Raw genomic sequence first — 23,638 nt, 5'->3', positions numbered from 1 at the left:
AACTAGCGGAGTATTCCGTGCTCACCCAAAACACCACGCCATCGGTCTAAGGAAGGGGCTGGCATGTGGACACTTCAGTTACGGAAAATTGGCTCGGAGCACACGTAACGTCAGTGTGGAATGTCACTCTGAAGGCGGCTCTTAGCTTGGCGAGCGGCATCCAGCAAGAAGCCTGTGTCGCTACCCACAAAGTAGCACCGCACTGCGCCCAAGGCGATATAGGGCTGCAAATATGCTGGGTTTCGGATTCCGCCAATGATCAACGGCTTCTTGACCGCGTTGCAAGCAAGAGCGACCTTTCGATAGGCTGACTGAACACGTGGGTGACCGTAATCACCCGGCACCCCCATGGACGCGGACAGATCTGCGGTACCGATCTGGACAGCGTCAATGCCATCGATAGCGGCAATGGCCTCGGCACCATCGACGGCCTGCTCGCTTTCGATCATGGCTACCAACAGCGTCGCCTGGTTGATCGCCTGCATCAACACCGCACCCGACATCCCCATGAACCGCGGGTCGACAGGCATCCCGAAAGACCTGTTGCCAATCGGATGGAGAAGTGCCGCCTCCACACAGCGCCGGGCCTGTTCAGCGTCACGGAGGTCCGCGAGCATCAGTCCGTGAGCGCCCGCGTCGATGCACCTTGCAACCAAGGACACATCGGCAGCAGGCACACGGGCCAGCACGGTCAATCCACCATGCGCGCCAGCATGAAACACATTGGCGGCCTCGTGCAGTGCGATCGGGCTGTGCTGGAAGTCGATGTAGACGGCATCGTACTGCGCCGCCAACGCAATATTCACGATGCCTGTGTCCCTGATGGACCGCACAGCGAACACATAACTGGGTTCACCTGTGCGCAGTTTTTCTTTCAGGCCGTTCGGGTTCCCGTGTTGCTTGTCCATGGGTGTCCTTTGGGCGCCGCCACAGGGCCGGCCCCCTTCGTGTGGTCAGATATCCCAGTCCAGTGCGTTCGCAATGGAACGCCCCATGATCCACTCCTTGTCCTCGGCCGACAGGAAGTCCATTGCCTCGGTGAACAGGCGAATGTTCTCGTCGTAAGTGCAGGTCAGGCGTGTGGCGTCGCTGCCCCACATCATGCGTTGTGGCCCGAACTTGTCATAGATGGACTTGATGTGGACATGCAGATTGGCAAACGGGTAGGGCTGGGTGCTGAAGCACGGCAAGGATGAAACCTTGACCGACACATTCTTGAAGCGCGCGAGCGCATACAACGCGTCGGCATCGGCCCAGGCGCCGTCGTCCATGGCCCCCCGGGGATGGCGCCCGGCGTGATCGATGATCAACCGCAACTCAGGGAATTGAGCGAGGATGGGCTCGAAGCCTGCGATGTTGCCCGGGATGGTGGACATCACCGGCAAACGAGTTTCTTCGGCGATTTGCCATACCCAGGCGTACTCCGGGTTCAGCAGTTGCATCCAGGGCGTACCGGAGACGAACAGGCGCACGCCGTTCATGCCGGACTGACTGCGCCAATGCCGCAGCCGCTCCTTGGCATCCGGTGCCTCGAAGTCGAACCGGCCCATGACGGCAAATCGCTTCGGCTGAGCAATGGCTGCGTCTTGCGAATATTGGTTGTCCCAGCCGTTCCAGCTGGGGGGCACCAGAACGGCACCTTGCACGCCGTGCTTGTCCAGCAGTTCGGTGGCCTGCTCGATCGTGAACGAGGGTCCATGAACGGGCGTGGCGCCTGCCGGCCACGGGCGTTGCGGCGTGTCGGGGTAGAAGCAGTGGAGTTGGGAGTCGATGATTTTCATGATGGATACCTGTTGGTGTGTGGAGGAGGGGTTTATTCGCAGGAACTTTGAGCGCAGATGCGACTGAGCAAGGGCGGCCACACTTCAAAGTCCTTTTTCAACTGGGCTTCAAAAGAGGCGGCCGAGCCCTTCAGGGCAAGCAACCCTTGTGCAGATAGGGTGTTGCCCAGCGCAGGGTTGGACTTGATCTTGTCCAACGCTGATCGCAAGCGGTTGACGACCACGGGCGGGGTGCCGCTCGGCGCAAAGAGGCCATACCACGTGTCGAGGTGCACGCCCGGCAGCCCTACCTCCGCGGTGGTGGGCACGTCCGGCAGCATTGGGCTGCGCTCGCCACTCGCGATGGCGAGCACCCGGATGCGCCCGGATGTCAGCATAGGCTTGACCAGGGTCAGGTCCGCAAATGCAACGTCAACGTTCCCGCCGGCCAGATCGGTCATGGCGGGTGCACCGCCCCGGTACGGAATGTGGTTCAGGCTGACCCCCGCCTCGCGCTCAAAAAGCACGCCCGCGACATGCAGGGTGCCGCCCACACCCGCGGACGCAAACGACAGGCCATTGGGTTTGGCCTTGGCAGCTGCCACCAGTTCCTGAAGGCTGCTCACCGGCAGTGAGGCGCGCACGGCGATGACGGTGGGGGCGCTACCGACGGCGCCGACCGGAATCAGGTCGCGGCTGGCGTCGTATTTGATGCGGCCTTTGTAGACCACCGACGGGAACACCACCGATCCCAAACCGCCCATCACCAACGTGTAGCCATCCGCTGCAGCGCTGGTCACCGATCCAATCCCCACCGTTCCACCAGCTCCCGCGCGGTTGACCACCAGGACGGGTTGACCCAGGTCCTGCTCCATCAACCGCCCCGCCGCGCGCGCGACGACATCGCTGGTGCCACCAGCGGCAAAGGGCGAGACGATCGTGATGGGGCTGCTGGGGTAGGTCTGGGCCACCACCGCCGTGCCATTGAACGCCAGGAGTGCGCCCACAAGAGCGGCCCACCGGGCGGCCCACCTTGAAGAATTTGGCTGAGTCATGTGTGTCTCCGTTGATGTGAAGTCAGTACAATCCCTCATACGAGGAAATTAACTTTTTCTTGCCTGACGGGAAAAGTATATCTAAAATCCCGGCTCAGGTAAACAACAGATTGGAGACACGCCGATGACACTCATCACTCGAAGGTCCTGTTTGGGGGCCATGGCACTGGCACCACTCATCGGACAGGCGCAAGCGACTTCCCCCTTTCCCCATAAGGTGATCCGACTTGTCGTGCCCTACCCGCCTGGCGGCGGCAACGATGTGCTGGCGCGTGGACTGAAGACACATTGGGAGCGCGCCTGGGGACAAGCGGTTGTCGTAGACAACAAGCCGGGTGGCAACGGGACGCTGGGCACGGAGATCGTTGCCAAAGCGCCCGGTGACGGCTACACGGTTCTGATGGGCAGCATCGCCACCCACGTCATCAGCCCGCTGATGAAACGAAAAAGTGGCCGCTATGACCCGGTGAAAGAATTCACGCCGCTGGCCATGGCAGGCTCGACGCCCTTGATCCTGACGGTCCATCCGTCGGTGAAAGCAAACAACCTGCGTGAATTCGTCGCGCTGGCCAAGGCCACGCGTGAAGGGGTTTCTTATGCCTCCGTGGGCAACGGCAGCGCGGGGCACCTGGCAGGTGCCATGTTCGAACAGATGGCGGGCGTGGAAATGATGCACGTCCCCTACAAGGGCATTTCACAGGCCACGACAGAACTGGTGGGTGGCGTGGTGAACGCCGCATTCAGCAACGTCTTGAATGTCCTACCGCTCATCCGCACCGGCAAGCTGCGTGCCCTCGGCGTCACGGGCACCCAATCGTTGAGCATTCTTCCCGACGTCCCCCCCATCTCGCAAGTGCTGCCCGGGTACAGCTCCGAGCTGTGGTGGGGACTGTTCGGCCCGGCTGGAATCCCCCCGGATGTGGTCCGCAAGTTCAACGAGGAATCCAACCGGTACCTGGAATCCGCTGAGGCGCGGAAAAGATGGGCTGAGGAAGGCATCACGCTCAACCCCATGTCACAGCAAGACTTTGTGCAACAGATCGCCCGAGACACGGTGCGGTGGGGTGATCTGATCACCACGCGAAAAATCACGGAGGAATCATGAAGAGAGATCGATCGGGCGACCTGGCCCAACTTGTGGCGGATTTTGTTTGCTCGGACATCCGGTCGACAGGCAACACCCTGGACCGCGTGAAACTGGTCTTTGCCGACACCGTTTCTGCCACCGTCGCCGGCGCCACCAGCGACGTTGTGGGGCCACTTCGCAGCTACGTGCTGGCGCAGCCATCCGCCTTGCCTGACAAGCTGGTGCTGGGCACATCGATACAGGCATCCGCAGAGCATGCCGCGCTCATCAACGGCACGATGGCGGCCGCCTTGGAATTCGACGACGTCCTGTCCCTGATGCCGGCGCACCCCAGCGCCGTGGTCCTGGCGGCGCTGATGGCTACCGATGCGGCGCTGGATGCACCAGGTGAACGGGTCCTCGACGCCTATGCCGTGGGTGTCGAAGCGGGTGCCCGCATGGCGCAGGCCATGACCCTGGACCACTACAAGCGGGGCTTTCATGCGACAGGCACCATCGCCTTGTTCTCTGCAGTAGCCGCCTTGGCCCGCATCCACCACCTGGACCCCGACATATTCAAACGCAGCCTGGGCCTGGCGGCTTCCATGTCGAGCGGCGTTCAGGGCAACTTTGGCACCATGACCAAGCCGCTGCACAGTGGCTGGGCGGCGAGAAATGCCGTCGCGGCCGTGGCGCTGGCCCAGGCTGGCCTGACCGCATGCGAATCCATCTTTGAAGCCGAAGGCGGCTATTTCTCGGCCTACGGCAGTCCGGCGTCCAACGTCGACAACATGCCAACGCCGTTTGGCAAGCCCTGGGTGTTCGACGAGCCCGGCGTGACGCTGAAGCTGTTCCCCTGCTGCTACGCCAATCACCGCGGCATGGATGCGCTGATTCACCTGATGAAGGCACTTGAGGTTGATGCGTCGGAGATTCAGAAGATTCGGTGCCGGGTGCCACCCGGTGGCCTGATTCCCTTGAAGTTCTCCCGCCCCAAGACGCACTTCGAAAGCCTGTTCAGCATGCCTTACGCGCTGGCGGTGACCGCACTGGACCAGATGCCGGGACTGCCATCGTTCCACCAGACACGTGTGGTGGCCAGCGACGTGCAGACCATGCTCGAACGGATCGACGTCGTTGAAAGCTCCGAATGTGTTGCGGCCTATCCGGATTTCAACTCGAAGAGCTACGGCAGCCGCGGCGAGGTTCACGTCGAGGTCGACACCACCGACGGCCGCACGTTGGAGAAGCGGGTGCGGTACGCACCTGGCCACCCGGACCGACCCATGACCTGGGACCAGGCCGAGTCGAAATTCATCGGCTGTCTCCAATCAGCCGGCTTCAGCACCCAACACGCCTCGGGGCTGTTTCCACAACTCCGCGACCTCGAACAGCTGCCGCTGTTCCGTGGTCTTGTTCAACAACTGGTTCTCAACAAGGAAACGACATGAAACTCAAATACAGCCCCAATTCACCCTACGTCCGCAAGGTCGTGATGCTGGGTATCGAACTGGGACTCGACAGCCAAATTGCCCGCGAGGCCCTGACGCTGTCGCCCTACGAGCCCAACCCCGACGTCACCGCGATCAATCCGCTGGGCAAGATCCCTGTGTTGACCGACGACAAGGGTATGTCGCTGTTCGATTCGACCGTCGCCTGCGAATATCTCAGTGCCCTGGCGGGCGACAAGCAGTGGTTCCCGGCCAACGGCCCCGCTCGTTGGCACGCGCTGCGATGCAACGCCGCGGCCAACGGCATGCTGGAGTCCGCACAACTGGTCCGTTTTGAGCAAAGCCGACCCGAGACCTACCGTTACGACAAATGGGTAGACGCACAACTGGGCAAGGTCATGCGCGGCTTCGACTTTCTGGACAAGAACCTGCCGGCCGATGAAGACATCGGTGCCATCGCCGTGGCATGTGCGATTGGCTGGCTGGACTTCAGGTTCCCCGATCTCGGCTGGCGCGGCAAAGCGCCCCAGCTGTCGGCGTGGTTTGACCGCATCAGCCAGCGCCCCAGCTTTTCTACGACCCGCCATCCTGGCCAATAAGTTCACACACGGAGCACATCATGAGCCGCGAAGAAGTTTTGAAAGACTACGAAGAGTACAAGAGCCTGGGCCGCGTCTGGGGTCAAGTCCCTGTCGAACGCATCAGCAAGATCAAGTTTCCACGTCCGGAAAAATCCGTGATCGAGCGCTACCTCGCGCTGCCGGACATGACAACCACCGTCTCTGATCTGCTGGACAGCTACGGTGTGCTGGGGGCCGTGGCGGCCTCTCACATCAAGCCCTTGTTCGCCGGCAAGCGCATCGTGGGCACCGCCGTGACCTTGCGCTCGATGCCGGAGCGCAAGACGCCAACACAGGCGGCCTTTGACAAAGAGCCCATCAAGATGTCGACCCGCGAGATCTACTACCTGTCCGAGCCCGGCGACGTGCTGGTGGCGGACTTTGGCGGCAACCTGGACGTCTCCAACATGGGTGGTCAATCGGCCCTGGTGGGTAAGACCTCCGGTTTCGTGGGTGCGGTCGTGAACGGTGCCATCCGTGATCTGCCGGCCATCAAAGAGATCGACTTCCCGATCTGGGCCGCTGGTGTGACCCCGATCACCGGCAAGTTCCGCATGGAGGCCATGGAAATCAATGGCCCGGTGCGCCTGCATGACGTGGTCGTGTATCCCGGAGACCTGATCGTCGCGGATGAGTCGGGCATTTGTGTGGTGCCGAGCGAATATATCGAGCGCCTCGTCACCGAGGCAGAGACCATTGGCGCGGCTGAAGACAAAATGCGGGACCTGATCGCATCCAAGGCACCGATCTCCGAGCTTCGCCCCCTGTTCCGCAAGCGTTACGACTGAACGACCATGGACACACCTCCCCTGCGCTTCGGCGCTCGAACCGGCTTGGCCACCCTGGTGGCGGCAAGCCTGTCGTCGATCTCGGCACACGCGGCCGACCCCTACCCCAATGCCCCCATCAAGCTGGTCGTGGCCTATGCCGCAGGCGGTGGCACCGACGCGGTGGCACGCGCCATTGCCCAATCACTGGGGACACGTTTGGGGCAGCCGGTTATTGTCGAGAACAAACCTGGCGCGGGGGGGAGCCTGGGAACGGCGGCGGGCGCCACCGCCGCTCCCGACGGTTACACCTTCACCCTGGGCAGCAACGGCACCATGGTGCTCAATCCGCTGCTCTATTCCACCATCAAGTACCAGGTGGACCGCGACTTTGTCGCTGTCTCGGGCATCGCGTCGATTCCCTACCTGATCGCGTCGAATCCGCAGGTCAACGCCACGGACATACGCAGCCTGGTCGAGCTGGGGAAGAAGCAGAAGCTCAGCTTCGCCTCTCCCGGCAATGGCACGACGAACCACCTGGTGGGCGTGCTTCTCGAAAGCATGGCCAAGGTGGACATGCTGCATGTCCCATACCGAGGCGCTTCGCCGGCCATGAACGACGTGGTCAGTGGTCAAGTCAATTTTCTTTCTGGCGACCTGGCGACACTGATGCCCATGGTGACAGCAGGCAAGTTGCGTGCCTTGGCCGTGACTGGGCAAAAGCGGGTCGATGCCCTCCCCAACGTACCAACCGTCGCCGAATCTGGTTTTCCCGGATTCGACGCCACCGGCTGGTTTGGTCTGTTCGCGCCACGGGGCACGCCTGCCTCCATCGTTGAGAAAGTGTCATTCGAGATGGGCCACGTGCTCAAGGACCCGCGCGTCATCCAGCGCTTGCGGGATCTGGGTGGCGCCCCCATGCAGTTCAATGCGGATCAGCTGAAGGACTTGGTGAAAGGCGAGACCCAGAAGTGGCGCAAGGTGATCACCGACAACCATGTGACGGCGGACGCACTCCAGTGATGCTGCCATTTCAAGAAATGGGCTCCGCCTTGATCGGCGGAAGCTGGGTACAGGCTTCGGATGGCCGTCATTTTGATGTCGCCAACCCCTTTGATGCCACCACACTGGCTCAAGTCGCCGATTGTGGCGCGCACGACGCCGAAGCTGCGCTGTCGGCGGCGAGCACCGCCTTTGACACCTGGTCAACCCGGACTGCCGCGGAACGTTCGTCGCTGCTGTTGCGTTGGCACGACCGTCTGGTGCAAGCGTCGGAAACGCTGGCTCGGACCATCAGCCTCGAACTGGGCAAAACCATTCGAGACAGCCGCGCTGAGGTGTCCTACGGAAACGGCTATGTCCGCTGGTTTGCCGAGGAAGCACGGCGTGTCTACGGCACGACCATCCCGTCCCCCTTCCCGGGGCGACAGCTGTTCGTCACACGCGAGCCCGTGGGTGTTGTGGCCATCATCACACCCTGGAACTTTCCCTACGCCATGCTTGCACGCAAGATCGCGCCCGCGCTTGCGGCGGGATGCACTGTGGTGGTAAGGCCTGCTGAAGACACCCCGCTGACCGCCCTCTATGCGGCACAACTTGCGATCGATGCCGGTATCCCGCCGGGTGTCATCAACGTTGCTCCATCGTCCCGCGAACGGGTATCGGAACTCAGCGATGTGTGGATGCGATCCGATGCCGTTCGCAAGGTGTCTTTCACAGGGTCCACGCCCGTCGGCAAAGGCATCGCTCAGCGTGCATCCACCACATTGAAACGCCTGTCTCTGGAGTTGGGAGGCAACGCGCCGTTCATCGTCTTTGATGACGCAGATGTGGATGCCGCGGTTCAAGGAGCGGTGGCCGCCAAGTTCAGAAACAGCGGGCAAACCTGCATCAGTCCCAACCGTTTTTTTGTCCACCAGGACCTCTGCGCAGCATTCACCGACAAGCTCACGAAAGCGGTCTCGGCCCTGTCTGTCGGAGATCCAAGCCTGGAGTCCACCGATATCGGTCCGCTGGTCAACGCAGCGGCTGTGGACAAGGTCCAGGCCCATGTACAGGACGCAGTGGACAAAGGCGCGAAGCTTCTTTTCGGAGGGCAGCGGTTGCCACAGTGGGGGCCCTTGTTCTTTCAGCCCACGGTCTTGCTTGGACTGACAGTGGGCATGCGGATCTTTCACGAGGAGACGTTCGGTCCGGTGATTGCGGTGATGCCGTTTTCCACCGAAGCAGAAGTCCTGGACACCGCCAACCAGAGCCAAGCCGGATTGGCCGCCTATTTCTATACCCGCGACTCAGCCCGTATTTGGCGGGTGGGCCGGCGGCTGCGGGTGGGCATGGTGGGGGTCAACGAAGCACTGATCTCGACCGAAGTCGCGCCCTTTGGCGGGGTCAAAGACTCCGGGTATGGACGCGAAGGCTCGTACCTGGGATTGGACGATTACCTCGAGACGAAATACATGTGCCTGGGCGGCCTCAGCAGGTGACAGTGGACCGGTTCAGTCACAATGTAGCATTGGCGTTCATCATGCAGCATACCGACCAGGAACCAGTGAGAAGCACATCTGACGCACTGCCCGTCCAGGACTCAGCACCTCAGGCGGTCGCCCCCTCCCGCCACCTGCCGGGAGCTCCAGAGCAAGAGGCCGTCTCAACCAGCGCGTTGACACGGCTGCTTCAAATTCTGGACCTCTTCACCCTGGATCGCCCCAGCATCCGTGTTGAAGAAGTGGTGCAGGGCTTCAACATTGTCCAGTCGACGGCCTATCGCTACCTCAAGGAGTTGTGTGATGCCGGCCTCCTGGCCCAGCAGGGCAAGGGGGTCTATTCGCTGGGCCGCCGCATCGTTGAACTGGAGCGCTTGCTCCAGTTGTCGGACCCGCTGCTGCTGGCTGGACGCGAGGTGATGGACAGTCTGCAAAGCTTCGCGGAGAACCGGACTTTTCTGCTGTGTGCCTTCTACAAGGACGCGGCCTTGTGTGTTTACAAGGTCGGACCTGACGAAATTGTGTACAAGGGCGCCCCGATGAAAATCCTCCGCGGACGGGGAACGGTGTTGCCCTTGTTCAGTGGCGCGGGTTCTCAAGCCATCCTGGCCAACCTGCCTCCGCATCAAATCAAGTCGATCTACTTGTCCAGCGCTGCACAGATCTCACAGGCGGGGCTGGGTGAATCTTGGAAAGACTTCCGCTCCGTGCTGTCGCACATCCGCAAGCAAGGATTCGCGCAGACCATTGGCCGCATGAATCCAGGCATGCACAGCGTGGCCGTGCCCATCTTGCGGCGGGACGGAAAGGTCGTTGGCAGTCTGTTGATGATCGGGCCTGCCATGGCCGTAGAGATGAAGGCCGCGGTTGATTTTGTCCCTACGCTCATCGCAAAGGCGGAACAAATTGCTTCTGCAATTCCGCTTGCCGAACGAGCCGCCTGAATCCGCCCCGTGACGGGCCTTGCACGCACAGGCAGCGCGCATCCCGAATGCACAAAAAAAGAGCCAGCAGCGCTGGCTCAACCTTGAAGATTTTCGCGTCGTCTGGCTGGTGTTCTTCCAGCCCTGGCCTCAAAACTGGTGCCGCACGCCGATGTCAAACCCGGACGACGAGGTGTTTGCAGCCGTTTTTGCGCCATTCAACGCCGTGGAGGCCCCACCCGAGTTCGACACCCGCGCCCACGTGCCATAGAGCGCCGTGCGCTTGGACAGGTTGTGCACATACCCAATCGCCAGCTTTTTCACGTTTGGACTGCCTGCAGCGTCGGTGCCGTATTCGGACAACGCCACTTTCAAATCGCCCGGGCCGACGTTAAAGATGCCACCGAGCAACCAGCCGTCGGCCTTCATCTGCACGGCCTTGTTCAAGCTGTCGCGATACAGCCCGGCCATGATTTTGTGGTTGCCCAGTTGGTACTGAACGCCCAGATTGGTCGATGCGATGTCACCTGCAGTGGCCGTGGTGGCGTAAGTCGTGCGCCCGGAGGCCAGGGACAAGTTCAAGCCCCCCATCACATAGCCCACTCGCGCCGTCAAGCCGTTGCCATCTTTGGAGGTTTCTGTTCCATCCGGATTGCCGCCTGAGTAGTACTGAACCTGGCCGTACAAGCCTGTGGCGGAGCTTGGCAGAAAGTAGCCAATCATCTTCGAAGCGCGCGTGCTCACGACGCCTCCAATCGACCCAGCAAAGGGCTGTGCGGCACCTACACCTGCGTTTCCAAACGGATCGACTTCCACCCGGTTGCGGTAGTGCGCAGTGAAGTCACGGCCCATGCGTACCTCGCCCCAGGCGTCCATCACGCTGACCGTGGATCGACGAGCGAAGCTGAACGCCGTGGCCGTTGTTGCGCCCGCCCCCGATGGCTGGTTGTTGGTGTTGGACGGTTGGCCCGTTCCAGAGTCCATGAAGACCTGAGCTTCCAAATTGAAGCCCACCCGAAGGCCACCACCGATGTCTTCCACGCCTCGAAAGCCATATCGCGAGGTCATGTTGCCGCCAGACCCCATCGTTGTCATATTGGACAACGACCCAGAGCCGCTGGACATCATGACGTCTGCCACGCCATAGAGCGTCACGCCGGACTGGGCCGACGCATAGCCGGCCATGCCCGCCAGGGCGATCGCGAGAGTTGTACGTTTCACTTTGCTGTCTCCATTGAAAGGACCGAGCTCGGTCCTGAGCCTTGTGCACGAGCGTGCCAAACGCACTTTATTTTATGTTTTCTTTTATGTCGAGAATTTTTCTTTTACCGTTGTATAAAGAAAACATTATTTTTAGTAGATTGCGACAACCGTTGCGCATCGTGCTTCTTCACCATCCATCGCCCAGATACCGTCAGAAATTGCCTGTTTAGAACCGTTAGCTATCCAGATATGGGGCAAATTGCGTACCGTCGTTCCGCCGCCCATCGAGTCCACCCGGCAAGGCATGGGATACAACATCGCCTTGGCCAACCGCCTACATGGAAGAAGGCCAGGCGGGAACGTCCCTCGGCGACCTCGGTTGAGCCTTGCACACGTTGGTGAACTGGAGCGCCCCCAACGTGAACCCGAGCCCGGGGAACTCACAGAAGCTAGGTACATCCCGCACATCAGAGTTGCGCTATCGAACAAGCATTCACCTGGCCATGAACTCACAGCCCCCGTGCGCTTGAATGCGTATGCCGGTCCCCTTGAACAACTCGCTCAAACGCAGGACACCCTCTGCGCCCAAAGTCTGTTCACGTGCGAAAAGTCGTTTTCGGCGTTTGCAACCGCCAGAACCTGACCACTCAGACGACTTTGCAGGGAAAACTTGAAGGTTTGTCTTGAGGTAAAGTGAAGTCAAGGGCAGTCAGGGCCCAGGTCGTGACGGTCCAATCCAGGCAGTGTTTTCACTCAGGAACCTGCCATGCCCCCACCCCCTACCCTGCCCATCGAACGGGCGCTTGGTCACCTTGGCGCAAAAATTTCGCGGGCCCGCCGCCGGCGCCGCTTGAGTCAAGCCGATATGGCCGAGCAAATCGGTGCCTCCGAGAGCACCATCCGCCGCCTCGAAAAAGGTGAGTCGGGTATCGCGCTCCAGCACCTGATCGGTGTGTTCTGCGCCTTGGGCGAACTTGGGAGCTTCAATGCGCTTCTCGACACCCCGAACGATGCCATCGGCCTGATGCTTCAGGACGAACAGCTGCCCCAGCGGATTCGCCGCCGCGCGTCGGAGAAGGTCTGACCCCATGAACACGACAACCGATGCCCCACAGGACTTGTCCTTGCTGGTGCCCACTGGTGCAGATGGCGTTCGTATCGACCGGGCCCTGGAAGTGACGCTGGGCCAGGACCACCGCGTGCTCGGCAAACTGCTGCACCACAAGAACGGCAGCACCGAGTGTTCGATGTTCACCTACAGCCGCCAATGGCTTGAGCGGCAGAACAGCTTCAACATTTCCCCGGACCTTCGCCTGATTGGCTCCAGCCAGTGTCAGCGGGCCGAGACACCCCACCAGGCGCCGTTCTTCGGGACCTTGGCCGACACGCTGCCCAGTGGATTCGCACACCGGGTCGTTCAACGAGCCGATGAGCAGGGTTTGCTCGACCGCTCCGCCAGCGCTTCTGTTGATCTCAACGATGCGGACCGCTTGTGTGCCGTGCACGACTTTTGCCGGGTGGGTGCACTGCGCCTGCGCCCACTCGGTAGCGATCGCCGGAATAACTCTGTGAATTGGAAACTGCTTCCCCGCATCTTTGACCTGGAAGCGATGATCAACGCGGCCCACGCCTTCGAGAATGAAACGGAAGATCACCGGCAACTCATGCTGCTGGTCTACAGCGCCACCTCGCTCGGGGGGTCGCGTCCCAAGTGCTCGTTTGTCCAGGAAGTCGGCACGCTGGCGCTGGCCAAGTTCCCCAGCGTGTTCGATCGATACCCCATCACGCGCGCCGAGGTTTTGGCCACGTACCTGGCCAAGACCGCCGGTATCCGTGTTGCGGACACGCGGTTGAAACTGATCGTCAACACCCCCGTTGCCATTGTCCAGCGCTTCGATCGGGCAACTGCTGGCGGGCGTCGGCACTACATGCGCGCAACAACGTTGCTGCAAGCGCACAACGGTGAAGTCATCGACCACCATGGGCTGTTGCGTGGCATGCGCCAGTGCTGCAAAAATTTCAAGGCGGATGCCCGCGAGCTGTGGCGGCGCCAGGTGTTCAAGCTCTTAATCAACAAGCCAGACGCCGACCTCCACAAGATAGATTTCTTGCACGTGGGCGCAAACCGCTGGGAACTGGCCCCCGCCTACGACCTGACACCGGGCACGCCTGCAGAACTCGGTGGCGGCCCTCGCCCGGGCGCCAGACTGGCGGGCCCGACCGACGTGGAGCTGCTGCTGCGGGCGGCCCCCGATTTCCAAGTGGGCTCGGTTGAGGCGCTTGAAATCCTTGAACAGTTGATCCGCATCGTCAGTGGATGGTCGGCAGCGGCCTCGTTGTTTGCCGTGGGCATGAGCCGCAATGACATCGAGCGGATGCAGCCCATCTTTGACAACGCACATACCGGCAGCGCTCGGCAGCTGCTGCATGACTGGCGGTCCCGCCGACGCCCGTCCGCGCGCACGGCGTGACGATCAAGCCCAGTACCCGCGTGAGCATGGCCACCGAACAGGGCACCACTCCGCCCCTGTAGACAACCAATATCAATCCAACAATAAGTGGTCAGATTTGACTGCTCACCAGTTCTGACTCACCAGATTCGAGAGGTTCAATTGCTCCCACTGTCCCCGTTACCTGAAGTTGAAGCCCTGCGCAGCCTGGGGCAGCGTATTGCACAGGTGCGTCAGCAACATGGTGGGACCCAGGAAAAACTGGCGGAACACATCGGGGTAGGCCTGCGCACCGTCCGCCGCATGGAAGCGGGCGCGCCAGGCACCGCCATCGGCTACATTGCCGCGGCACTTTCGGCCTTCGGCCAGTTGCGGGACCTGCAAAAGGTGCTTGACCTGCAGCCGAATTTGGCCAACGTGGTGCCAGCGGCCGAGGTCCGCCCCAAATCGGTCGACGCCGTTTCGCACAAGAAGGTGTCGCAACCGAATTCGCCACCGCCACCCGTGAAGCGGGCCACACTCGAGGTCCAGTTTGACGACAAAAATCAGCGTGTGGGCCAGCTCGATATCTTCCAGCAGAGGACTCTCAATAGCCAACTAGGCAGCGTGGCACGAACGAAAGCACCGAGAAACTTCGCCCCAACACCTGGGTCTGGATTTATCCAATGCGGATCACCACCGACTTGGTTTCCAGATAGTGGTCAAGATGCTCCTTGCCGAACTCGCGCCCGACACCGCTTCCCTTGTAACCCCCAAATGGGATGGCCGGGTCCATGGCCTGATAGCAGTTCACCCACACGGAACCCGCGCGTATGCCGGCCGCGACACGGTGTGCCTTGGATAGATCGCGGGTCCATACACCGCTGCCCAAACCAAACAGGCTGTCGTTGGCACGCGGCAGCACATCGTCGATATCGTCAAAAGGTAAGGCACACAAGACAGGGCCAAAAATCTCCTCGCGGGCGATGCACATCTGATCCTTCACGTCGGTGAAGACGGTGGGCTCGACAAAAAAACCGGCGCCCAACGCCCCCTGGTCCAGCCGCCGCCCACCGCTGATGGTGTGTGCGCCTGCCTGCCTACCGGCATCCAGGTAACCAAGCACCCGGTCCAATTGCCGCGCCGAAACGAGCGGCCCGAGTTGGGTTTGCGGGTCCATGGCGTGCCCCATGCGCATCTCTCGGCCAAAAGCAGCCACGCGCTGGACGAACTCCTCATAAACCGGCCGCTGCACGAACAGTCGCGTGCCGGCAGAACAGATCTGCCCCGAGTTGGCGAAGACCGCCATGGCAGCGCCAGGCACTGCCGCGTCGAGGTCCGCATCGGCAAACACGATGTCAGGTGATTTGCCCCCCAGCTCCAGCGTCAGGCGCTTTACGTTGCCGGCAGACGCACGGATGATGCTCTGGCCAGTGGCGTTGGAGCCAGTGAAGCTGACCTTGTCGACATCAGGGTGCTCAGCCACCGCCGCGCCCGCATCGCCCCAACCGGGCACCACATTGACCACACCTTTGGGCAGGCCGGCCTCCAGCAGCAGTTCCCCCAGACGCAACGCCGAAAGGCAGGCTTCCTCGGACGGCTTGAGCACCACAGTGCAACCGGTCGCCAAGGCCGGCGCGAGCTTGGCCAGGTTGGCGATCACTGGCGCGTTCCAGGGTGTGATGGCGCCCACCACACCCACCGGCTCCTTCAAGGTGTATGACACGAACTCGCCAGGCAGCGAATTGGTGAGCGTGTCACCGCCAATGGTGGTGACCAGTCCGGCGTAGAAGCGAATCACGCTGCCCCAGCGCGCGCGGCCAAGGCTGGTGCGGGCGATAGGCGCGCCCATTTCCAGACTGTCCAGCACCGCCAGTTCGTCGGCGTGGTTTTCCACCAGATCGGCGAAACGCAACAGCAATTTCTGCCGATCGACTGGCTTGAACCGGCTCCACTCGCCGTTGAAGGCACGGCGTGCCGCCACAACGGCACGGTCCACATCGGCGGCACCCGCGCGGGCCACTGTGGCCAGGCAGCTGCCGTCCGACGGATTGATGCAGTCGAAGCTGCGCCCATCGGCCGCCATCTCCCAAGCGCCGTCGATCAACAGGCCTCGGATGGACCCGGTCAGAAAGGGTGCGCGGGCGCGCGCCATTGCATTGATGGCCATGTCCATGCCCATCACTCCTCGATCGTGAAACCGGTGGCCTTGACGATGGGCCCCCATTGCTCGTGGTCGGCGCGCATCATGCGAAGCATGTCCTCGGGCGTGTCCTTGCCGCGTGGCTTGAAGTTCATTTTCTCGAAGGTCTCACGCACCTCGGCCGTTTCCACCGCCGCGCGGATGGCGGCATTCAGGCGCATCACGTCTGCCGCTGGCGCCTTGGCGGGCATGATGAAACCCACCCACTCCGGCACAACCGCATCAAAACCCATTTCCTTGAACGTTGGAGTGTTGGGCATCACCTTGGGCCGCTGCGCACCGGCGGTTGCGATCACGCGCAGCTTGCCGGTTTCCTGCTGTGCATAGGCCTCGCCGACCTGGGTGAATCCCAGCGGCAGGTGGCCACCCATCACGTCCTGCACCACCGGCAGCCCCCCCCGATAAGGCACATAGGTCAGATCCAGGCCCATGGCCTTGGCGGCGCGGAATCCCGCAAAGTGCACCACCGAGCCCATGGCCGGGATGCCAATCTTGCCTCGTGCACCGGGATCGGCGCTCACCCACCTGATCAGGTCGGTGGGGGTCTTTACATCTGCAGGCACCATGGGCCCCACACTGAGACAGAACTCAATGTCACACACCGTGGCCACCGGAGTGAAGTCGCTGGCCTCGTAGGGAATTTTCTTGTAGACGTAGGGGTGAACACCAAAATTGCTGGCCGAGATGATCACCATCGTGTTGCTGTTGGGATCCTGGTTCTTCACGTATTCCACGCCCAGACGCCCCGACGCACCGGTTTTGTTTTCAACCACCACGGTTTGCGCATACGTGCCCTGAAGCTTCTGGCCAATGGCGCGGCACAACACGTCGGTGGCCCCTCCGGCCGGCCACGGACAGACGATGCGCAGCGGTTTATTGCCGACCTGTGCCAACGAAGGCATGCCGATGGCGGAGGCTGACACGGCGCCCGCTGTCCTGGCGAGAAAACTTCTGCGATTGAACATGGTGTCTCCTGGAGTGGTTGGGTGAAGGGATGCGAAGCGCCAACTCAGCGGTTGGGGAAGATGGTGGCGCGCTGAACTTCGCGGCGCGCGGACATGTCGATGGCCAGCTTGGTCTCGTCCAGCTTGAAGCTGCGGTCAACCAGGCTGTCGAAGGGATAGGCCTGCCCCGGTCCCGCCAGAAATGCCACGGCCTGATGCAGGTACTTGGGTGGGTAGCGGTTGACGCCGACGATGCGTGCCGACTTGCGCACCACCAACGCCGGATCAAACGGCGTGGTCTGCCCTTGGGAGATGTTGCCCATGACCACGTACACACCCTCCGGGCGCAGGTAGTGCACGCCTTCAGCGAAGGCGGCAGGCACGCCCGTCACCTCAACAACCACGTCGGCACCCTCGGCGCCGGCCAGTTGTTGCACCCGTTTGACGCGGTCGGTCAGCTCGGGAACTTCGTCAAAATTGATCACGTGGTGCGCGCCAAAGGCCTTGGCGGTTTCCAGGCGTGCCGGCAATTTGTCGATGACGATCACACGCGCCCCTCGCTCCCGCGCCACAGCACAGGCCGAAAGACCAAGGCCGCCGGCACCCTGAATCACCACCGTCTGACCCAAGGCAAGCTGCGCCCGGTCCAGACCGTGCAGCACCTGCGACAAGGCGCAGTTGGCACTGGAGGCAGCCGCGTCGCTGACGTTCTCCGGCACCCGGTAAAACGGTTGATCGGCATGAACGTGGTAGTGCGTGGCGAAAGTGCCACCGTGGAAGTGGGGCCGGAGGTGGGTCTTGGCGAAATGGTGGTAGGACGCCAGGCAAGCGTTGTAGACACCACGGTTGCAGTTCTCGCACCGACCACAGACGGCCGCATACACGGGTACGATGCGGTCGCCGATCTTCACCGGCGTGCCGGCGCTGTCGGTATGCAGACCCGCCCCCAGTCCGATGAGACGGCCCACCATCTCGTGGCCCATGCCTCCACAACGGAACAGCGGGTGTTTGCCCTGAAATATGTGGACCTCGGAACCACAGACATTGGTCTGCAGCACCTCCAGCAGGGCGGTGCCCTGTTCCAGTTCAGGCAACTCGTATTCGCGAATTTCCAGTGAGCCGGGTTCCGTCATGTAGGCCAGACGGCCCATGGCGGGTGGAATGGGGCCTGGGGCCTGGGCGGCGTCGGGCATGGCATGCATAAGGCTTGTCTCCTGTTGAATCGCAACGGAGTGTCAGCGCGGTGCATCTGCTTCGGAAATTGAAAGATCAAGCGCAATCATCGAAACCACCGATGCACCCCGGCAGGTACACGCCCCGGCCCCCCGCCATGGCCACTCTGCTCGTTCTACCTATCGCTGCGCTTTAAATTTCGATGCTTGGGTGGCCGGGCGATCGCCACAATCGTCAGCGGCCGGCCTAGATGCCGATGCCCTTGCCACTCCTGGAGACACCATGCAGACCCTTTCACGTCGCAGCCTGCCCGCGCACGCCCTGGTACTGGCGCTCGCCGCCCTGCCCTTCACCGCCGCCCTGGCCCAAACCAATTGGCCCACCAGGACCGTCACCCTGGTTTCGCCTTACAACCCCGGTGGCACCAACGACATACCGGCACGTATCCTGGCCGACGGCTTTCAACGCATCTTCGGCCAGAGTTTCATCGTCAAGAACGTCGCCGGTGCCGCCGGCGTGGTGGGCACCCAGCAGGTCATGAACGCAGCTGCCGATGGCTACACCCTGCTGTCCACCAACATCGGCGCCATGGTGGTGCAACCGGTGGTCAAGACTCCCGCGCCCTACGACCCCGTCAACCACTTCACGTCGGTGGCCAAGATCACCGACGCCCACGCCTTTTTGGGCGTCTCCGGCGACCTGCCGGTCAACAACGTGGGTGAACTCGTGGCTCTGGCTAAAAAAACGCCCGGGCAACTGAACTACAGCTCCTCGGGCTCAGGGTCCTTTGGCAATTTTGTAGGCGAATACTTCAAGCTGCTGACCGGGACCGATATCGTCCACATCCCTGGCAAAGGCAGCGCCGGCGCGGTGATGGAGATGAAGGCAGGCCGCATCCAGCTGATGTTTGATCCCCTGGTGTTGCCGCAGGCCGCTGACGGCCGCATCAAGGCCCTCGCGGTGGTCAGCAAGACGCGCCTGCCCACCTTGCCGAACATGCCCACCGTCAAAGAAGCCGGTGGGCCGGAGCTGGGCATCACCGCCTGGTTTGGGCTCTTCGGCCCGGCCCATCTGCCCAAAGACATCGTGGCAAAACTGGAGGCAGCCACCGAAAAGGTGCTGGCCGACCCAGAAACACGAAAAAAACTGCTCGACCTCGGTCTGTCGCCCAACTACCAGGGCAGCGCAGCATTTCGGGCCGAACTGGAGGGCGAGATGAAGCTGTTCACCGACGTCAGGACACGGGCAAAACTGTCGGTGGAATAGTGTTTCAACCCCTCACGGCCTTCAGCAAGGTTCCACCCTGCCAACGCTCCAGCACCGCCGTCCGCAGTTGCTGCGCCGCTGGCGAGAGTTCCCGGTCCGCCAAGTGGGCCAGGCTCAGGGGCCGGGTGATGTAGGGCTCATGCAGCTCGCGCACCACCAGCCCCAGTTTCTCCAGCGCGCTGGCGGTGATGTTGGACATCACTCCAATGGCCAGGCCGACTGAAACGATGCCTGCGGCGGTGTGGATCTGGTCGACACGGTAGTCAGGCATCAACTGCATGCCGGCCTCCAGCAGGCACTGATCCAGATAGTGCCCCAGAGGCCCGCCGCCCTGCAGCAACACAGTGGGCTCCTTCAGCAAGCGTTCCCACGCCAGCACGGGTTCCCTGGCCAGGGGGTGTTCAGGGTTCAGGACGGCCACGATGGAACGCTCACACAAGCCGTCGTAGTGCATGTCTTTTTCGGGCGACAGCTCGGTCACGATGGCCAGATCCACCTGCTCGCGCCGCAGCTGATCCAGCGCCGGCCCACTCGTGTAGTCGAACAACTCCAGACGCACCCCAGGCCAGGTCTTGCGAAAGTGCTGCAACGCAGGTTGCAACTGGTCGGCAAACAACACGGCCAACGCCGAAAATCGCACCGATCCCTTGCGCATGGACACCAGGTCCGACATCACCGAGCCGGCGCGCTCCACGTCGTCCAGCACCCGCCGTGCCAGCGGCAAAAACTCAGATCCAAGTTGCGTCAAGCGCACCTTGCGGGAATTGCGCTCGAACAGCCGCGCACCGACCACCTCCTCCAGGTTGCGGATGGTGGCGCTGAAGGTCGGCTGGGCCACGTGTACCCGGTCGGCAGCGACCGTGAAGTTGAGCGCCTCGGCGGCTGCAACAAAGGCACGCAATTGCACGAAGTTGAATCTCATTGGGTTTGCCGATGATTGGGCTTGAACTTTCAATTTTACCTATGGTCTTGGCCCAAGCACACTGACAGCACCCACCAGCAGGAGACAACAATTGGACTTGATTTCAACCCAGGACATGGACGCAGGCGTTCGTGTGGTGACGCTCTCGCGCGCCAACAAACGCAACGCCTTCAACAGCGCCACCGTGGCCGGTCTGCGCCAGGCGTTGCAGGACTTTGAAGCCAGCAGGCAACGTGTGCTGGTCCTGCGCGCCGATGGCGACCACTTCTGCGCCGGCGCCGACCTGACCGATCCGCCATCCGGTTTCTGGACGTGCCTGCCCAGCATGGGAGTGGAGCTGACAAAACCGGTGGTCTGCGCCGTGCAGGGCTGGGCCATCGGCCTGGGCTTCACGCTGGCCATGATGAGCGACCTCATCGTTTGCGCTGACGACACCCGCTTTTCCTACCCCGAGGCCCGCGTGGGCGTGTTCGGTGGCGTAGCCGCCGGCTTGGTGGCACGCATCCCGCAGAAGGTGGCCATGGAGTTCCTGATGATGGGCGAACCCATGTCGGCACAGCGCGCTTACGACGTCGGCATGGTCAACCGTGTGGTCCCACGCGCCGAACTGGACACCACGGCGCTGCAGATGGCGCAAACCCTGGCACAGATGGCGCCCCGGGTGCTGTCGGCCATCAAACGCTGGACGGCTCAGACCACCCCACGCGCGCCGGCCGAAACCTTCAGCGTCGAAAGCGCACTGGTGGGCGCCATGATGGGCAGCACCGACTTTCAGGAAGGCATGGCTTCGTTCAGGGAACGCCGAGCGCCGCGCTTCACCGGCGCTTGAGCCGCCTCGCCCGTCCCCTGCCACAAAGCCACCTGTTTGCCGCCATGAATTTCGACAGCCAAGACCAAGTCCACCGCATCATGAACGCCCGTTCGGTCGCCATTTATGGGGCCTCCGACGACACCAGCAAGTGGGGTGGCGGTCTCATGCATCTGCTGCTGCGCCACGGCTACCAGGGCCGGATCTACCCGATCAACCGCAAGCTAGCCCAGGCCGCTCAACCGGTGCAGGGCTTGAGAACCTATGGCGCCATCGGCGACATCCCCGAGGTCGTGGACGTGGCCTGCGTGGCGGTGCCCAACGAACAGGTGTCCCAGGTCATTGGCGAATGCGCCGATGCCGGCGTCGCTGGCTGCCTGGTCATCTCGTCCAACTTTGCCGAAACTGGTGACGACGGTGCCCTGCGCCAGCAAGCGCTGGTGCGCCTCGCCCGCGAGCGCGGCACGCGTCTGATCGGGCCCAACTGCATGGGGCTGATGAACACCCATCATCGCTTCAACCTGTGCAACTCCTCGGCATCCGCGTTCTACGACTACATGATCCAGGGACACATCGGCGTGGTCAGCCAGAGCGGCGCGCTGATGGGCACCATGCTGGCGCGCGCCTACGCCTGCGGCAGTGGCCTGAGTTCGGCCATTTCGGTGGGCAACCAGGCCGATCTGGACATCTGCGACTTTTTTGACTACCTGATCGCCGACGCCAACACCCACATCATCTGCCTCTACATCGAAGGGCTGCTCTCGCCCCAACGTTTTCGCACCCTGTGCCAGCGTAGCGTGGCAGCGGGCAAGCCGGTGCTGGTGGTCAAGGCCGGTCGCAGCGAAAGCGGGGCCCAGGCAGTGCAGTCCCACACCGGCAGCCTCGCCGGCGGCTACGCCAGTCTGGAGGCGGTGTGCACGCAGCTGGGCGTGCAGCTGATGACAGACGTGATCGACATGGTGGACGTGGCCATGGCCTGGTCCAGCGTGGGCGCGTGGCGCGAGGGCGGTGTGGCAGTGATGACCGCATCTGGCGGCGGCGGCGCCCTGGCCATGGACGCGCTGGAGCAGGCCGGCTTTCAACTGCCGAGCCTGAGCCAGCCCACACGCGACAACATGGCGCGCTGGCTTCCGCCGACCCACCTGCAATTGCCCCTGGACGTGGGCGTGATCGCCTCGCACGGAGCACCCCAGAACATCCTGAGCGCGCTGCGCGAGTGCGCCGCCACCATCATGGCCGACCCCGCGGTGGGCGCGGGCATCTATGTCATGACAACACAGAAATACGCCGAGGTCTGCACCCAGGTGGTGATTGAGACCGCGCGTCAATGTGGCAAACCACTGTTCCTGGTCAACCAAGCCAGCGAGGTCGGTCAGGGCACCAGCCAGGCCATGCGCGAGGCCGCTCAATTCGAGTGTGCCAGTCTGCACTCAGCCACCACCGTGCTGCACGGCTTGCGCGACATCGGTCGCACGCTGGCCCGCCCTGCGCCAGCGGCCACCAAGCCGCTGGCGCCCTCGGCGCTGAGGAACCTGCTGCCCGTCCCACAAGGCTGCGTGGTTACCCTGTCGGAAGCCGACACCAAGGCCCTGCTTGCCCAGGCAGGTTTACCGGTGCCGCGCCAGGGCCTGGCCCGCAACACCAACGAGGCCATCCACCTGGCCCGCGACATCGGCTTTCCGGTCGTGATGAAAATCGATGCCCTGGGCGTGACCCACAAAAGCGACATGGGCGGCGTGGCGCTGGACTTGAACAGCGAGCAAGCGGTGGCGCAGGCCTACGAGCGAATCGCGGGCCAAGCCGCACAACACCTCGCACCAGGCCACATGCGGGGCTGCCTGGTGCAGCAGAGTGTGCCGGCGGATGTCGAGCTGATCGTCGGCTCCCGATGGGACCCTCAATTTGGAACCATGGTGGTGCTGGGCCTGGGCGGCACCCTGGTGGAGCTGCTGCACGATGTGCGCATTCTGCCAGCGCCCTTCACACGTGCAGAGGTCGAGGAACAACTCACGCAGCTTCAACTGTACCCCTTGCTGGCGGGTTACCGTGGGGCCAGGCCCGTAGACCTGGAGCGCTTGATCGAGACCATCGAGGCCATCGGTGCGTTCGCTGCGGGACTGGGCGAGCGTTTGCTTGAATTCGATGCCAACCCCGTGCGCGTCAGCGGTAGCCACATCTGTATTGCCGATGCCCGCGCCGTGGTGATCTGAGGAAACCAAGATGCAAAAACACAGTTCGCACTGGGGCGTGTTCACCGCCGAATGGCGGGACAGCCAGCTCAGGGTGCAGCCACACGGCAGCGACCCCGACCCCAGCCCCATCCTCGACAACTTCACCACCGGCCTGAGGCACCGCGCCCGCATCACCGCGCCCATGGTGCGCAAGGGCTGGCTGGAGCGCGGCCCCGGCCCCGACAGCCGCCGCGGTCAGGACGAATTTGTCGAGGTGCCCTGGCCCGAGGTGCTGGACCGCCTCGCCAGCGAGCTGCAACGTGTCCAGCGCGAGCACGGGTTGAACGCGATTTTTGGCGGCTCCTACGGCTGGTCCAGCGCCGGCCGTTTCCAT

At 62.3% G+C, this 23,638-nt stretch carries 21 protein-coding genes and 1 pseudogene; 14 read left to right on the top strand and 8 right to left on the bottom strand.

The features are described from left to right. Window positions 1–110 precede the first annotated feature (110 nt). Genes AAHB17_RS22955 through AAHB17_RS22945 form a run of 3 tightly spaced genes read right to left on the bottom strand, consistent with a single transcriptional unit; the run spans window position 111 to window position 2,815 of the window. On the bottom strand, window positions 111–908 hold the full coding sequence (locus tag AAHB17_RS22955) for an HpcH/HpaI aldolase family protein (protein WP_342133387.1): 798 nt from the start codon (window positions 906–908) through the stop codon (window positions 111–113). Window positions 909–953: 45 nt separating this feature from the next. Next, entirely contained in the window at window positions 954–1,781 is an 828-nt protein-coding gene (locus tag AAHB17_RS22950) for an amidohydrolase family protein (protein ID WP_342133386.1), read from the bottom strand. Window positions 1,782–1,813: 32 nt separating this feature from the next. After that, a complete protein-coding gene (locus AAHB17_RS22945; protein ID WP_342133385.1) occupies window positions 1,814–2,815 on the bottom strand; it encodes a Bug family tripartite tricarboxylate transporter substrate binding protein in 1,002 nt (333 codons plus the stop codon). Between the two features lie 124 nt (window positions 2,816–2,939). Between AAHB17_RS22945 and AAHB17_RS22940 the strand changes: the two genes are divergently transcribed. From AAHB17_RS22940 to AAHB17_RS22910, 7 genes are read left to right on the top strand one after another with little or no spacing between them, the layout of a single operon-like run. After that, on the top strand, window positions 2,940–3,920 hold the full coding sequence (locus tag AAHB17_RS22940; RefSeq protein WP_342133384.1) for a Bug family tripartite tricarboxylate transporter substrate binding protein: 981 nt from the start codon (window positions 2,940–2,942) through the stop codon (window positions 3,918–3,920). Continuing rightward, the gene (locus AAHB17_RS22935) at window positions 3,917–5,332 is read left to right on the top strand and encodes an MmgE/PrpD family protein (protein WP_342133383.1); all 1,416 of its coding nucleotides are present in this window, start codon (window positions 3,917–3,919) and stop codon (window positions 5,330–5,332) included. The genes AAHB17_RS22940 and AAHB17_RS22935 overlap by 4 nt, the downstream gene beginning before the upstream one ends. Next, window positions 5,329–5,931 (top strand): glutathione S-transferase family protein, encoded by a 603-nt coding sequence (locus AAHB17_RS22930; RefSeq protein ID WP_342133382.1) that lies wholly within the window; start codon window positions 5,329–5,331, stop codon window positions 5,929–5,931. Before AAHB17_RS22935 ends, AAHB17_RS22930 begins: the two co-directional genes overlap by 4 nt. 20 nt (window positions 5,932–5,951) lie before the next feature. Then, window positions 5,952–6,740, top strand: coding sequence for an RraA family protein (locus AAHB17_RS22925; RefSeq protein ID WP_342133381.1), 789 nt, complete (start codon window positions 5,952–5,954; stop codon window positions 6,738–6,740). A 6-nt stretch (window positions 6,741–6,746) separates the two neighbouring features. Further along, window positions 6,747–7,742: a Bug family tripartite tricarboxylate transporter substrate binding protein gene (locus AAHB17_RS22920; RefSeq protein WP_342133380.1), complete on the top strand. Its 996-nt coding sequence runs from the start codon at window positions 6,747–6,749 to the stop codon at window positions 7,740–7,742. Next, on the top strand, window positions 7,742–9,202 hold the full coding sequence (locus AAHB17_RS22915) for an NAD-dependent succinate-semialdehyde dehydrogenase (RefSeq protein WP_342133379.1): 1,461 nt from the start codon (window positions 7,742–7,744) through the stop codon (window positions 9,200–9,202). Before AAHB17_RS22920 ends, AAHB17_RS22915 begins: the two co-directional genes overlap by 1 nt. Window positions 9,203–9,243: 41 nt before the next feature. Next, entirely contained in the window at window positions 9,244–10,146 is a 903-nt protein-coding gene (locus tag AAHB17_RS22910) for an IclR family transcriptional regulator (RefSeq protein ID WP_342133378.1), read from the top strand. A 129-nt stretch (window positions 10,147–10,275) separates the two neighbouring features. Here the strand turns inward: AAHB17_RS22910 and AAHB17_RS22905 are convergent, their stop codons facing one another. Next, entirely contained in the window at window positions 10,276–11,346 is a 1,071-nt protein-coding gene (locus tag AAHB17_RS22905) for a porin (protein WP_342133377.1), read from the bottom strand. 748 nt (window positions 11,347–12,094) lie between these two features. Between AAHB17_RS22905 and AAHB17_RS22900 the strand changes: the two genes are divergently transcribed. From AAHB17_RS22900 to AAHB17_RS24810, 3 genes and pseudogenes are all read left to right on the top strand, one after another. Beyond that, window positions 12,095–12,412 (top strand): helix-turn-helix domain-containing protein, encoded by a 318-nt coding sequence (locus tag AAHB17_RS22900; protein ID WP_342133376.1) that lies wholly within the window; start codon window positions 12,095–12,097, stop codon window positions 12,410–12,412. 4 nt (window positions 12,413–12,416) lie between these two features. Further along, window positions 12,417–13,799, top strand: a complete 1,383-nt coding sequence (locus AAHB17_RS22895) for a type II toxin-antitoxin system HipA family toxin (RefSeq protein WP_342133375.1) — start codon at window positions 12,417–12,419, stop codon at window positions 13,797–13,799. Between the two features lie 87 nt (window positions 13,800–13,886). After that, window positions 13,887–14,096, top strand: a pseudogene (locus AAHB17_RS24810) (helix-turn-helix transcriptional regulator); the annotation flags it as partial. A 340-nt stretch (window positions 14,097–14,436) separates the two neighbouring features. On the opposite strand, the gene AAHB17_RS22885 reads toward AAHB17_RS24810, so the two are convergent. The 3 genes from AAHB17_RS22885 to AAHB17_RS22875 are packed head-to-tail and all read right to left on the bottom strand — an operon-like array spanning window position 14,437 to window position 18,106. Then, complete coding sequence (locus AAHB17_RS22885) at window positions 14,437–15,933, bottom strand: aldehyde dehydrogenase family protein (RefSeq protein ID WP_342133373.1); 1,497 nt, start codon at window positions 15,931–15,933, stop codon at window positions 14,437–14,439. Between the two features lie 5 nt (window positions 15,934–15,938). Further along, window positions 15,939–16,925 carry a Bug family tripartite tricarboxylate transporter substrate binding protein gene (locus tag AAHB17_RS22880; protein ID WP_342133372.1) on the bottom strand — a complete coding sequence of 329 codons (987 nt, stop codon included), beginning with the start codon at window positions 16,923–16,925 and terminating at the stop codon, window positions 15,939–15,941. A gap of 44 nt (window positions 16,926–16,969) precedes the next feature. Further along, window positions 16,970–18,106: a zinc-binding dehydrogenase gene (locus tag AAHB17_RS22875; RefSeq protein WP_342133371.1), complete on the bottom strand. Its 1,137-nt coding sequence runs from the start codon at window positions 18,104–18,106 to the stop codon at window positions 16,970–16,972. A gap of 253 nt (window positions 18,107–18,359) precedes the next feature. Between AAHB17_RS22875 and AAHB17_RS22870 the strand changes: the two genes are divergently transcribed. After that, the gene (locus AAHB17_RS22870; RefSeq protein ID WP_342133370.1) at window positions 18,360–19,343 is read left to right on the top strand and encodes a Bug family tripartite tricarboxylate transporter substrate binding protein; all 984 of its coding nucleotides are present in this window, start codon (window positions 18,360–18,362) and stop codon (window positions 19,341–19,343) included. Between the two features lie 4 nt (window positions 19,344–19,347). Here the strand turns inward: AAHB17_RS22870 and AAHB17_RS22865 are convergent, their stop codons facing one another. Further along, a complete protein-coding gene (locus tag AAHB17_RS22865) occupies window positions 19,348–20,265 on the bottom strand; it encodes a LysR family transcriptional regulator (RefSeq protein ID WP_342133369.1) in 918 nt (305 codons plus the stop codon). A gap of 91 nt (window positions 20,266–20,356) precedes the next feature. Between AAHB17_RS22865 and AAHB17_RS22860 the strand changes: the two genes are divergently transcribed. The 3 genes from AAHB17_RS22860 to AAHB17_RS22850 form a co-directional block, all read left to right on the top strand. Further along, a complete protein-coding gene (locus tag AAHB17_RS22860; RefSeq protein ID WP_342133368.1) occupies window positions 20,357–21,094 on the top strand; it encodes an enoyl-CoA hydratase/isomerase family protein in 738 nt (245 codons plus the stop codon). A 44-nt stretch (window positions 21,095–21,138) separates the two neighbouring features. Further along, on the top strand, window positions 21,139–23,283 hold the full coding sequence (locus AAHB17_RS22855) for an acetate--CoA ligase family protein (protein ID WP_342133367.1): 2,145 nt from the start codon (window positions 21,139–21,141) through the stop codon (window positions 23,281–23,283). 10 nt (window positions 23,284–23,293) lie between these two features. Beyond that, window positions 23,294–23,638 (top strand): molybdopterin-dependent oxidoreductase (locus AAHB17_RS22850; protein WP_342133366.1); only part of this gene is annotated, 345 nt, incomplete at its 3' end.

It is taken from the genome of Hydrogenophaga sp. OTU3427 (assembly GCF_038440225.1).
Taxonomy (GTDB): Bacteria; Pseudomonadota; Gammaproteobacteria; order Burkholderiales; family Burkholderiaceae_C; genus Hydrogenophaga.
Note: the sequence above shows the minus strand (reverse complement) of the source record. Positions and strands in the feature narration are given on the sequence as shown.

Excerpts from the sequence above, each read along its gene's own strand:
- AAHB17_RS22955 (WP_342133387.1), bottom strand. The coding sequence starts at position 908 with ATGGACAAGCAACACGGGAACCCGAACGGCCTGAAAGAAAAACTGCGC.
- AAHB17_RS22950 (WP_342133386.1), bottom strand. The coding sequence starts at position 1,781 with ATGAAAATCATCGACTCCCAACTCCACTGCTTCTACCCCGACACGCCG.
- AAHB17_RS22945 (WP_342133385.1), bottom strand. The coding sequence starts at position 2,815 with ATGACTCAGCCAAATTCTTCAAGGTGGGCCGCCCGGTGGGCCGCTCTT.
- AAHB17_RS22940 (WP_342133384.1), top strand. The coding sequence starts at position 2,940 with ATGACACTCATCACTCGAAGGTCCTGTTTGGGGGCCATGGCACTGGCA.
- AAHB17_RS22935 (WP_342133383.1), top strand. The coding sequence starts at position 3,917 with ATGAAGAGAGATCGATCGGGCGACCTGGCCCAACTTGTGGCGGATTTT.
- AAHB17_RS22930 (WP_342133382.1), top strand. The coding sequence starts at position 5,329 with ATGAAACTCAAATACAGCCCCAATTCACCCTACGTCCGCAAGGTCGTG.
- AAHB17_RS22925 (WP_342133381.1), top strand. The coding sequence starts at position 5,952 with ATGAGCCGCGAAGAAGTTTTGAAAGACTACGAAGAGTACAAGAGCCTG.
- AAHB17_RS22920 (WP_342133380.1), top strand. The coding sequence starts at position 6,747 with ATGGACACACCTCCCCTGCGCTTCGGCGCTCGAACCGGCTTGGCCACC.
- AAHB17_RS22915 (WP_342133379.1), top strand. The coding sequence starts at position 7,742 with ATGCTGCCATTTCAAGAAATGGGCTCCGCCTTGATCGGCGGAAGCTGG.
- AAHB17_RS22910 (WP_342133378.1), top strand. The coding sequence starts at position 9,244 with ATGCAGCATACCGACCAGGAACCAGTGAGAAGCACATCTGACGCACTG.
- AAHB17_RS22900 (WP_342133376.1), top strand. The coding sequence starts at position 12,095 with ATGCCCCCACCCCCTACCCTGCCCATCGAACGGGCGCTTGGTCACCTT.
- AAHB17_RS22895 (WP_342133375.1), top strand. The coding sequence starts at position 12,417 with ATGAACACGACAACCGATGCCCCACAGGACTTGTCCTTGCTGGTGCCC.
- AAHB17_RS22885 (WP_342133373.1), bottom strand. The coding sequence starts at position 15,933 with ATGGACATGGCCATCAATGCAATGGCGCGCGCCCGCGCACCCTTTCTG.
- AAHB17_RS22880 (WP_342133372.1), bottom strand. The coding sequence starts at position 16,925 with ATGTTCAATCGCAGAAGTTTTCTCGCCAGGACAGCGGGCGCCGTGTCA.
- AAHB17_RS22875 (WP_342133371.1), bottom strand. The coding sequence starts at position 18,106 with ATGCATGCCATGCCCGACGCCGCCCAGGCCCCAGGCCCCATTCCACCC.
- AAHB17_RS22870 (WP_342133370.1), top strand. The coding sequence starts at position 18,360 with ATGCAGACCCTTTCACGTCGCAGCCTGCCCGCGCACGCCCTGGTACTG.
- AAHB17_RS22865 (WP_342133369.1), bottom strand. The coding sequence starts at position 20,265 with ATGAGATTCAACTTCGTGCAATTGCGTGCCTTTGTTGCAGCCGCCGAG.
- AAHB17_RS22855 (WP_342133367.1), top strand. The coding sequence starts at position 21,139 with ATGAATTTCGACAGCCAAGACCAAGTCCACCGCATCATGAACGCCCGT.